This window comes from Fructilactobacillus sp. X3R2C1, assembly GCF_059901235.1.
Genome location: NZ_JBWXVA010000003.1, coordinates 185,965 through 197,267 on the forward strand (window position 1 = coordinate 185,965; position 11,303 = coordinate 197,267).

Here is an 11,303-nt window from a genome sequence, read left to right on the forward strand (position 1 = left end):
TAACTTGAAAGTCCGAATTTTATCAACCAGTGACGTGCATGGATACGTGTACCCCACCAATTACACAACCCGCAATAATCACGCTTCACTTGGCATGCTGCAGGCGGGTGCCATCATCAAGAAGGCTCAACAGGACGAAAAAGACGACGAAATTGTCGTAGCAATTGAAAATGGGGACTGGATTCAGGGATCACCATTTTCAACCTTTTTGTCAGAACAGGGCGCAGACAAACGTCGTCTTCTCAGTCAAATAACGGCTGATGTTGGATACGATGCCGCTACCCTGGGAAATCACGAGTTCAACTACGGCCAACAGTACATTAGGGACACTGAGAGTAAACGGAACTACCCCATTTTGAACGCCAACATTGAGGGTGCCATTTCTAACAAGATTGCCGATCAACCGTACGCAATTATCGAGAAAAAAGGCGTCAAGTTTGCTATTCTAGGACTAACAACCGCCTTTATTCCCAATTGGGAGCGTCCTAATAACATTCAAGGATTAAAATTTAATTCAGCACTAGCAACGGCTAAGCAGTATGTTCCCGAATTACGTCAAAGGGCTGACGTGGTCATTGTCGCCTACCATGGTGGGATTGAAGCCGACCCCAAAACTGGTCAGCCAACCGAAAAGGACACATCAGAAAACGAAGGCTACCGCATTGCGACGGAAGTCCCTGGAATTGATGCCCTCATTACGGGTCATCAGCACCGTCAGTTGGCGGGAAAAATTAATGGCGTTCCCTTCACTCAACCTGGAGTTCACGGCAGTGATGTCGGTGAAATTGACCTGGATTTAACTTCTAACAAACAGCTTGTTAGAAGTTCCAGTCATCTCATTTCAACGGCTCACACCCAACCAGACTATGACCTAATTCCCGATCATCAAATCGAAAGCGAGGTGGAAGACTGGCTGGATCAACCAGCCGGCCAAACAACGGGAGCAGGCATGCTGATTGACGATCCTATGAAGGTCCGAATGAACAATCATCCCTACATCGACTTTATCAATCGGGTGGAGATGGATGCGATGAACGTTGACATCGCCGGAACCGCCCTCTTCAACGATGATATTAAGGGCTTTCATCATGACATTTCAATGCGTGAAATCATCAACGGTTACAGTTACCCCAACACCATTATGGCCGAAAAAATTACCGGAGCGGATTTAAAGCGGGCCCTCGAAAAATGTGCCGAATTTTTCGCCATTCAAAACGGTAAGATTGTCATTGATCCCAAATTCATCACCCCCAAAATGCAACTATTCAACTACGACATCTACAGTGGAATTGACTACGAATTTGACATCTCCCAACCGGTTGGCAAACGGGTGGTTAAACTCAACTATCACGATCAGCCCGTTGCTTATAATCAGGAATTAAAGGTTGCGTTAAATAACTATCGGGCCATTGGTGGTGGCGACTATGACATGTTTAGCGCCCAGAAGGTAATCAACGAAAGTCCAGACAGTGCCTCCGACTTAATTGTGCAGTATCTAAAAAGACACGACCCCTATGTCGCCACCATCCCGAATAATTTAACGGTCAGAAAATAAAAAGAGCTTCCAAACGGAAGCTCTTTTAGTCTACTCATCTTCATTAATAATTTTATCGATAAATTCTTTGGTTCGCTGATTTTGGGGATGGTCAAATAGCTGATCCGGTGTATTCTTTTCCTGGATGTAACCGTTAGCCATAAACCAGACCTCATCGGCCACCTTTTTCGCAAACCCCATCTCATGGGTCACAACTATCATCGTCATGCCCTCATTAGCCAGTCCTTGCATGACATGAAGCACTTCACCGACCATTTCGGGATCAAGTGCACTTGTTGGTTCATCAAATAACATAACTTGCGGATTCATGGCAAGTGCTCTGGCCATGGCAACCCTTTGGGCCTGTCCACCAGAGAGACTGGACGGATAAACATTGGCTTTTCCCTTTAAGCCCACTCGGTCTAGTAATCTCAGTCCAATTGAAGCGGCCTCCTGATCTTTGACGTGTTTCACTTTTTTAGGAGCCAGCTTTAAATTTTCTAAGACGGTCATGTTAGGAAAAAGATTAAAGCTTTGAAACACCATCCCAATCCGTTCACCCAAAGTAGCAACTTCTTTGTGGTTGAACTTCGTTAGGTCCTTTCCATCAAAGATAATTTGTCCACTGGTGGGTTCTTCCAACATGTTCAGACACCGCAAAAAGGTACTCTTACCGGAACCAGAGGGACCAATCACACAGATGACCTGACCCGTTTTAATGGTTCCGTCAATGCCCTTTAAGACCTCATTTTCCCCAAAATCTTTTTTCAAATCGTTGACTTGAATCAACGTTTCATTATCAGTTTTAGTCATGGTTCATCCTTCTTTCAAAGTAGTTAAGCACCCTTGACAACGAGAACGAGAGGATAAAGTAGAGAATCATTGCGACGGCAATTGGTGCCACTCCTCTGTAAGTGTCAGCCCGAACGATGTTTAGTTCGTACACAATTTCTGTTACTCCAATGATTGAAACGATGGAACTGTCCTTGATAATGGTGATAAATTCATTTCCAAGGGCGGGCCAAATGTTCTTAAAGGCCTGGGGCAAAATGACCGAAGCCATCATATCTTTTTTGGAGAGCCCCAGACTTCTTGATGCCTCGGACTGCCCCTTGTCGACGGCGTTAATCCCACCTCTGATAATCTCACTGACATAAGCGCCACTGTTTAGGGAAACGGCAATAATGCCGGCGGTTAACGCGGGAATGTTGACCAGAACGCCTAAACCGAAGTAGACGAACAGCACCTGTACCATCATGGGGGTTCCTCTGACAAACTCGGTGTAGGCGACTGACGGCCAGCTCAAGAACTTGTATTTCGAGAGTCTCATCAGTACCAAGATGATGCCAAGAATGATGCCGAAGAAGACGGAAACAACTGAAATAATTAAAGTATACTCAACCCCAGTGGCGAAGTATTTCCAGTAGTGCCACATTGACGTGTTGTGGGTATTAACCTTCATGTGCTTCCCGGCATCTTTTAGGTATTGTGGAATCAGTTTCTTTTGGTGAATCTGATCAATACTTTGATTGACGGCGCTTACAAGGGACGTATTGCCCTTCTTAAACGCAATGGCAGTCCCAACGTCGTTTTTATTTAATTTGTAACCCGAATCAACGGCCTTTAGGGCATGATCGTTTGCAACATAGGCTTGGGCCACCGGCTTTTCAACCCCGACAGCGGCAACTTTATGGGTCTTAAGCGCTAGGACCAAATCCGGCGTCTTGTCCATCCCAACTACGTGCGCGTTGGGAATATACTTTTTAGCTAAACTTTGTTGCAGGGTTCCGGTCTGAGTTCCAACCTTTTGCCCCTTTAAACTATTTTTGTTTTTAATCTTACCAGTATCATTTTTGTTGATGAGAAAATCCTGCCCACCGCTATAGTAAATTTTGGAGAAATCAGCATTCTGCTTCCGTTCGGGAGTCGGATTAATTCCGCCAATTGCCATGTCAATCTTACCCGATTGAACGGCTACCAGCAGAGAATCAAAACTCATATTTTTAATCTTTAACTTAACGTGTAAATTTTTCGCAATCTGTTTGGCAATGTCAATATCAAGTCCGACATCGTCCTGTTTCCCATTCTTATTAACCTGAAACTCAAACGGAGGGTAATCCGGAGCGGTTCCGACCGTCAGTGTGCCTGATTGCTTGACTCGGTTCAACGATTGGTCATCCGCGTGTGCTGGTCGTCGTGTTAACAAGGTACCCATTCCAACAATGACAACGACCAACAACAACTGCATGACAGTCTTTAACTTCGACTTACTCATTGAACTTCATCTCCTTAACAATTTCTTAATTATTTTTTCAAAGTGTACCACCTGTGAAATGAAAAGCAAATCTAATTTAAGAAAATTTGCTATCAAAGAACGCAAAAAGACTGAAGCCATGCGGCTTCAGTCTTTTTTGCTTTTTTTATTTTAATTCAGCTTTAGCCTTGTCAATCTGCGCTCTGACCTGCTTAAACCCGGTTCCACCTTCGGAGTTACGGCGCTTTACGACCACTTCTGGATCAAGTTCATGATAGACATCGTCCTGGATTACAGATGAGGCTTTCTGTAACTCTTTTAAACTCATGTCCTGTAAGTCACGGTGCGTCTGAATGCAGTTTAAGACTAATTTACCAACAATTCCGTGGGCCTCACGAAACGGAACGCCCTTAGCAGCCAAATAATCAGCCAGCTCAGTGGCGTTTGATAAATCATGCTTGGTACTATCACGCATCTTGTCCTTATTCACCTTTAACGTCGAAAGCATCCCATTAAACACCTTGAGTGCTGGTAATACGGTCTTGACCGTGTCAAAGACTCCTTCCTTGTCCTCTTGAAGGTCTTTATTATAGGCCAATGGCAATGATTTCATGGTTGAAAGGAGTCCCATCAAATCACCGTATACGCGCCCGGTCTTCCCCCGAATCAGTTCGGCCATGTCTGGATTTTTCTTCTGCGGCATGATCGAGCTTCCGGTCGAATACTCGTCACTGATTTCTAAATACTGAAACTCATAACTAACCCACATACTGATCTCTTCACAGAAACGGGATAGATGCATCATCAAGATGGAACAGTTACTCAGAAATTCCAGGGCAAAGTCACGGTCAGAAACAGCGTCTAACGAATTGGCATAGACCTCATCAAAACCAAGTTCTTGAGCAGTAAACTGGCGATCAATGGGAAACGTAGTCCCGGCAAGGGCTGCCGCTCCCAGTGGCAGCATGTCCGTGTGCTTCTCATTAAACTCAAAACGTTCCTTGTCCCGCTTCAGCATCTGGTAGTACGCCATCAAGTAGTGGCCGTACGAGATGGGCTGGGCATGCTGAAGGTGCGTATAACCTGGCATGATGGTTTCCACGTTTTCATCCGCCATCTTCACCAACGTCTTCTGTAAAGTCGTAATCTCGTCAATGATTTTGGGAAGCCGCTTTTTTAGGTATAAATGAAAATCCGTTGCCACCTGATCGTTTCTGGAACGCGCCGTGTGAAGTTTTCCGGCTACCGGACCAATCCGATCGGTGAGGATCTTTTCAATATTCATATGAATATCTTCATTTGCTTTGGAGAACTTAATTTCACCAGCGTGCAAATCAGTTTGAATGCCATCTAAACCACTGACAATCTGTTTAACGTCGCCAGCGGGAAGAATGCCAGTCTTTTCTAGCATTTTTACGTGAGCCAGCGATCCCTCAATATCCTCGTCAGCCATTAATTGGTCAAAAGAGATTGACGAACCAAAATTATCAACCGATTCATCAGGTTGCTCGGTAAAGCGGCCACCCCATAGTTTATCGCTCATTTACTTTTGTCCTTTTGCTTTTGATTTTTAATCTGAACCTGGGAGTTCACCTTCGTTGGAAGACCCCACAATTTGATAAAGCCCTTGGAAGCTACCTGGTCGAATGAATCCGATGAGGTATAGGTAGCAAGATCCTTATCATACAGCGAGTTCTCTGACTTTCTGCCAAGGACGGTGACGTTACCCTTAAATAACTTAACTCTAACCACCCCACTGACGTGTTTCTGTGAATCCTTCAAAAAGGCCTGAAGTGACTCCATTAGTGGTGAGAACCAGAGTCCGTCGTAGATGACCTCACTGATTTCGTTTTCAACAATGGGCTTGAAGTGTGCCAATCCTCTTTCAAAGGTCAAATCTTCGAGTTCCTTGTGAGCTTTAAGGAGCACCGTTGCTCCAGGAGTCTCATAGACTTCTCTGGATTTGATTCCAACTAACCGATTCTCAATGTGGTCAATTCGACCGATTCCATTTTCACCAGCAATCGTATTTAACTCTTTGATGATATCAGCGAATTTCATGGGCTTGCCGTTCAACGCAACTGGAAGACCTTTTTTAAACGTAATTTCTAGTTCGGTTGGTTCATCGGGCGTTTCTTCAACCGGTTTGGTCATATCAAAGGCATCCTCTGGAGCGCTAACCCATGGATCTTCTAAGACCCCGGCTTCGTTAGCACGACCCCAGATATTACTGTCAATTGAATATGGTGAATCTAAATCAATTGGGATATCAATATTGTGATCCTTAGCGTACTCAATCTCGTCTTCTCTAGACCAGTGCCAGTCACGAACTGGACTTAACACGTCTATGTCGGGAGCAAGGGCATGAATAGCAACTTCAAATCGGACCTGATCGTTTCCTTTTCCAGTACAACCATGAGCGATCGCATCGGCGCCTTCGTTCTTTGCGACCTCAACCAATTTCTTTACAATCAAAGGTCTTGATAAAGCAGAAACAAGCGGATACGATCCTTCGTACATGGCGTTGGCCTGTAAGTCGACTGAAGCATACTCATCAGCGAATTCATCTTGAGCGTCAATGACGTATGAGCGGACGGCACCCACCTTTAGCGCTTTATTTTTAATGAATTCTGGGTCCTTGTTTTCGCCAACGTTGATGCAGGTTGCAATGACGTCATAACCTTTATCAGTCAACCAAGCGATCGCAACTGAAGTATCAAGACCACCAGAATATGCTAGAACAACTTTCTTCCTTTTATCTGACATTACTAATTCACCCTTTTCTTTTAAGATTGTTCTAAGAGTACTACGCGAATATTGATTTTTCAACCACCTTTGGGATAAAAGTCACATATTCAACACTTAAAGGTTCTCGTCAATCTCTTGATCATCACTGTCGGGAATCTTGGAGTCGGCGTGACGCATGCCATAAACGAAGTAAATAATGACACCCAACAGGAACCAAACGACCGCATAAATTTTAGCCTGAATATCGAGTCCCATAAAGACAGCGAGGGAACCCAAAAAGCCTAATGCGGGTAAGATTGGATAAAAATGAATCCGGTAAGCCGCCTCGGGGAGGGTTTTCCCTTCGCGTCGTCTGAGTGGATACATGGCCAGTGAGACCGCCATGAAAGCAATTAACGTCCCAGCTGAAATCAATTGAGCGAGGAAGGTAAAGGGAAAAATGGCTCCCAGAATGATTCCAATGATGGTGATGATCCAGAGCGCATTACTTGGAATCTTTTTTTGATTCAGTTTGCCAACGGCCTTGGGCAACATTTTGTCACGGCCAAAGGAATAGATTAAACGGGAACCAGCCATCATCATTCCAATTAAAGCCACTAACATCCCGGCAACCGCCACGGCCTGCACGACGGTGGCAACAATGGTGTGACCACTTTGTCGAAGCGCCCACCCCACTGGTTCGGCGTTGTTAGTATACATGGTGTACTTAAACATCCCTACCAACACTAGTGAAACACAAATAAAGAAAATCGTAGCGATTACTAACGAACCAATGATGCCGCGTGGCATGGTCTTTTGCGGGTTCTTGGCCTCACCAGAGTTAGAGGCAATGGAATCAAACCCAATGTAGGAGAGAAAAATCGTTGAGATCCCAGCGTAGATCCCTTGCCAGCCACCGAAGACCGTTCCATCTGGATTCGGGTGACTTTTCGGGAAGAATGGAACGTAGTTTTGGGCTTTGATGGCGGTCGCACCAACCACGATAAAGGCAACGATTGCCAGTAGTTTCAACACTACCAACACGTTTGAAATTCGAGTTGTTTGTCGGTCACCACGCATCAAGATGTAGGTGACAAGTGCCAACACTAAAACGGCAATAATATCAATTACCCCTCCGTTAGTACCAAGTGGGGAAGAAATTGCCTTTGGTAGCGTAATTCCAAGCGGCGAGATTAGTCCTTGGACGTTTGATGAGAGTCCAGCGGCAACAAAGGCCACGGCGATGAGGTATTCCGCTAGTAGCGCCCAGCCAACGATCCAGCCCCAAAATTTACCAAACAGGACTGAGATCCAAGAATAAGCAGAGCCAGCAAAGGGCAAGACGGACGCCATTTCAGCGTAATTCATTGCTACGAGGCCAGCTACTAGTGCTGCTAGGATGAACGAAATGACAACGGCCGGTCCGGTGTACTTGGCTGCTACAATCCCAGGTAAGGTAAAAATTGACGTTGAAAGGATGGTTCCAAGGCCGAGAGCGAGGAAGTCCTTAACGGTCATGGTTTTTTCCAAGTGTTTATCTTTAGATATATAGAAATGAAAATCAACTTTTTCATTCATCTTGTGCCAAATATTTTTCATGCTTCAAACTCCTTTTGATTACCAACCCATATTTGCGGGTGATTTAGTTAATTTTCCGTCATTTAATTCTTGCATTGCCTGCTCAATCATTGAAAAGGCTTTTTGTAAATCGGTTTCTTTAATTACCAACGGTGGTTGGAAACGTAAAACATTGCCACGGACGGTAATCATGATGGCCCCTAACTCAAAAATCCAATAAATTAGTTTGTTGGCAGTATTACCATCTGGTTTCTTGGTCTGAGGGTCAACAATGTCAATTCCACCGTTTAATCCATACATTCGAACATCACCAATAAAGGGAAACCGGTTTTGCATTTGCTTAAAGAATTGATTGGCCTGTTTGCCTAATCTTGCGCTTCGTTCTACCAAGTGTTCGTTTTTAATGACGTCTAGAGTAGCGTTAGCAGCGGCCGCCGACACTGGATTACCAGCCGTCGTAAAGGTATTCCCAGGTGCATCCATGGCATCCATAATTTCTTTTCGACCCGCAACAGCACTGAGCGGCAATCCGGATGCAATTGACTTTCCAATCGCAACTAAATCTGGATAAACATCCTTAAAATAATCAATTGACCACATCTTCCCACTTCGTCCGAGTCCTTGATTAACATCATCTACGGCAAATAGGATCCCGTGATCCTTGGCGAATCGATACACCCGATTTAAAAAACGTTCTGGTGCTTTAATAAAACCACCATCACCTTGAATGGCTTCGATCTCAATGACCGCCGTCTCTTCAGCTGGTAAATAAGTCTCAAATGGCAACTTAAAAGCCTCAAACATCCGATCACTGAATTCATCATCACTTTCACCCTTTAGACGATTCCATGGACTTGGATAGGGAACCTTAACTACACCATGTAAGAGTGGCCCAATTTTGCGTGACATGTTGAGACTAACTGCCGAAGTACTAATCGATCCATACGTGGAACCATGATAAGCACCGGTAAAACTCACAATGTATTGACGGCCCGTGAATGCTCTCGCAAATTTAATAATCGCATCGTTCGCGTCAGACCCAGAATTACCAAAAGCCACTTTAGTTGGCCCGTCAATTGGAGCCAATTCAGCTAATCGTGGCGCTAACTTAGCTTCTTCAGAAGTCGCAAAATAGGCTGGAGTGTATTGAATCAACCGGCTAGCTTGATCTGAAATGGCTTTGACAACTTTCTGATGACAATGTCCAGTATTAGTTGATGAAGCACTGGATAAGAGGTCAATGTAACTGCGTCCATCTTCGTCCGTTAAAATGGCTCCGGCCCCTGATTTAATTACAATATCAAAATATTTAATTCGTGCCGCCTTTGAATAAGCCCGCTGTTCGTGAGCCAGCGTTTCTTTATTTGTCATTTCAAACCCTCCTTAAACTATTTATTAAAGTTAACTTCTTGAAAATAAAAAAATCCCCCAGTTCACGTAACTGGAGGACATTACCTACTTACCCCCGCAGTTACCAACAAAACTGTGAGGACTTAAAGAAGAAGTTAGCTCTGACTTAAAGGCATCTTATTATCCACACAATTTTTAATCATCACTGTGACTAAAATGAATAATAAAATGCTAATCATGGAAACTACGGGTGCCGTCATCGCTAAAACTTCCTTTCATTAGTTTCACTGATTGTAAATTGAAACGACCAATCCTGTCAATGCTTTTTTATCAATTTCTTAACAAACGACAAAATAAAAACTGAAGCCAGCTTAAATGTCCAACTTCAGCTTTAACGATTATGCTTTTTTTGATTTAACTTGTTTGACATAACTATTCGCTTGCTTCCGGTTAAATTCATGTTCAGAACTTCCAATTACCACCGTCGCAAGTGAATTGCCGACCACGTTGACTGCCGTTCGACCCATATCAATGAACCGATCGATGCCGGCGATAAAGGTCAAACCAGACATGGGAACGCCAATCGTTGAAATAGTGGCAAGCAGCACAACAAAGGAGGCCCCTGGAACTCCAGCCATTCCCTTTGAGGTGATCATCAATACAATCAGTAAGGTGACCTGCTGTCCAATTGATAAGTGAATGTTATAAGCCTGAGCAAGAAAAAGAGCCGCCAGTGACTGATAGATTGCCGAACCGTCAAGATTAAAGGTGTACCCAGTTGGGATAACGAACGAAACGATTGATGGACTAACGCCAAAGTGATCCATTTTTTGAATCATCTTAGGTAGAACCGCCTCAGAGCTGGCAGTCGAAAAGGCTAAAACAATTTCATTCTTGATAACCGCCAAAAGGTCCGAGAGTTTGAAATGACAGAGGCGAGCCACGACTCCCATTACTACCAGAACGAAAACAAGCATAGTGAGGTAAACTAAGAAAACAAAATAGCCTAACGGTAACAGGGCCTTAATTCCTAGTTCGGCCAAGGTGACCCCAATTAGGGCACAAACTCCAATTGGAGCTAAGTGCATGACCCAATTTGTAATTTTAAACATAACTTCTGAGACCGCACTCATGAAGTTAATAATGATTTGTCCCTTTTCACCGATGGCTGCGGTTCCTAAACCAAAGAAGACCGAAAAAACAATGATGGACATCATATCACCCTTGCTTAATGACGCAAAGATGTTAGTAGGAATTAAGTTCATGATCATGGACCAGATTCCTGTATTTTTGGATTGCTTGGCAGTCGCTATGTATTGACTAATGTTCGTCGATCCATGCATTTGATGAACATTAATGTAAGTTCCGGGATGAGTGATGTTAGCGACTAAGAGACCCAAAATAATAGCAACCGTGGTCATTAATTCGAAGTAAACCAGCGTCTTTACCCCAATCCGTCCGACCTTTTTGATGTCACCCATTCCGGCAATTCCAACCGTTAAACAAGAAACCACAATTGGTAAAACAATCATTTGAATTAGGCTAATAAACATAGTCCCAATGTTTTGCATTACATTAATGGCATCTTTATTCTGATAAAAAATAACGCCTAAGATAATCCCTAAGAACAAGCCAAATACAATTTGCCAACCAAGTGAAAAACGGTACCAGCGTTGTTTTTTCATAAAATCACTACCCCTTATGACTTAATTGTTGGTAATTATACACCTAATTTACGACACAAAAAAAGAGTTCCTAACCAAATGGTTAAAAACTCTGGGTTGCGTGGCAACGTCCTACCCTTGCAGGGGGCGATCCCCCAACTACTCTTGGCGTGCTGAAGCTTAACTTCTGTGTTCG

General features: G+C 43.9%; 8 protein-coding genes. 1 reads left to right on the forward strand and 7 read right to left on the reverse strand.

Annotated features, from left to right (window positions below):
• Positions 1-4: 4 nt before the first annotated feature.
• The gene (locus AC6UDB_RS04760) at positions 5-1,555 is read left to right on the forward strand and encodes a bifunctional metallophosphatase/5'-nucleotidase (RefSeq protein WP_500709280.1); all 1,551 of its coding nucleotides are present in this window, start codon (positions 5-7) and stop codon (positions 1,553-1,555) included.
• 30 nt (positions 1,556-1,585) lie between these two features.
• On the opposite strand, the gene AC6UDB_RS04765 is transcribed toward AC6UDB_RS04760, so the two are convergent.
• The 7 genes from AC6UDB_RS04765 to AC6UDB_RS04795 all read right to left on the reverse strand — a co-directional run bounded on the left by AC6UDB_RS04765 (position 1,586) and on the right by AC6UDB_RS04795 (position 11,128).
• On the reverse strand, positions 1,586-2,347 hold the full coding sequence (locus AC6UDB_RS04765) for an amino acid ABC transporter ATP-binding protein (protein WP_500709281.1): 762 nt from the start codon (positions 2,345-2,347) through the stop codon (positions 1,586-1,588).
• A complete protein-coding gene (locus AC6UDB_RS04770; protein ID WP_500709282.1) occupies positions 2,340-3,809 on the reverse strand; it encodes an ABC transporter substrate-binding protein/permease in 1,470 nt (489 codons plus the stop codon). The genes AC6UDB_RS04765 and AC6UDB_RS04770 overlap by 8 nt, the downstream gene beginning before the upstream one ends.
• A gap of 145 nt (positions 3,810-3,954) precedes the next feature.
• Positions 3,955-5,331: an argininosuccinate lyase gene (gene argH, locus AC6UDB_RS04775; protein WP_500709283.1), complete on the reverse strand. Its 1,377-nt coding sequence runs from the start codon at positions 5,329-5,331 to the stop codon at positions 3,955-3,957.
• Positions 5,328-6,554, reverse strand: a complete 1,227-nt coding sequence (locus AC6UDB_RS04780) for an argininosuccinate synthase (protein ID WP_500694132.1) — start codon at positions 6,552-6,554, stop codon at positions 5,328-5,330. Before AC6UDB_RS04780 ends, argH begins: the two co-directional genes overlap by 4 nt.
• Before the next feature lie 96 nt (positions 6,555-6,650).
• Positions 6,651-8,114, reverse strand: coding sequence for an APC family permease (locus AC6UDB_RS04785; protein ID WP_500709285.1), 1,464 nt, complete (start codon positions 8,112-8,114; stop codon positions 6,651-6,653).
• 18 nt (positions 8,115-8,132) lie between these two features.
• The gene (locus AC6UDB_RS04790) at positions 8,133-9,464 is read right to left on the reverse strand and encodes an aspartate aminotransferase family protein (RefSeq protein WP_500709286.1); all 1,332 of its coding nucleotides are present in this window, start codon (positions 9,462-9,464) and stop codon (positions 8,133-8,135) included.
• 377 nt (positions 9,465-9,841) lie between these two features.
• The gene (locus AC6UDB_RS04795; protein ID WP_500709287.1) at positions 9,842-11,128 is read right to left on the reverse strand and encodes a dicarboxylate/amino acid:cation symporter; all 1,287 of its coding nucleotides are present in this window, start codon (positions 11,126-11,128) and stop codon (positions 9,842-9,844) included.
• Between the last annotated feature and the right edge of the window lie 175 nt (positions 11,129-11,303).

Excerpts from the sequence above, each read along its gene's own strand:
- AC6UDB_RS04765 (WP_500709281.1), bottom strand. The coding sequence starts at position 2,347 with ATGACTAAAACTGATAATGAAACGTTGATTCAAGTCAACGATTTGAAA.
- AC6UDB_RS04770 (WP_500709282.1), bottom strand. The coding sequence starts at position 3,809 with ATGAGTAAGTCGAAGTTAAAGACTGTCATGCAGTTGTTGTTGGTCGTT.
- argH (WP_500709283.1), bottom strand. The coding sequence starts at position 5,331 with ATGAGCGATAAACTATGGGGTGGCCGCTTTACCGAGCAACCTGATGAA.
- AC6UDB_RS04780 (WP_500694132.1), bottom strand. The coding sequence starts at position 6,554 with ATGTCAGATAAAAGGAAGAAAGTTGTTCTAGCATATTCTGGTGGTCTT.
- AC6UDB_RS04785 (WP_500709285.1), bottom strand. The coding sequence starts at position 8,114 with ATGAAAAATATTTGGCACAAGATGAATGAAAAAGTTGATTTTCATTTC.
- AC6UDB_RS04790 (WP_500709286.1), bottom strand. The coding sequence starts at position 9,464 with ATGACAAATAAAGAAACGCTGGCTCACGAACAGCGGGCTTATTCAAAG.
- AC6UDB_RS04795 (WP_500709287.1), bottom strand. The coding sequence starts at position 11,128 with ATGAAAAAACAACGCTGGTACCGTTTTTCACTTGGTTGGCAAATTGTA.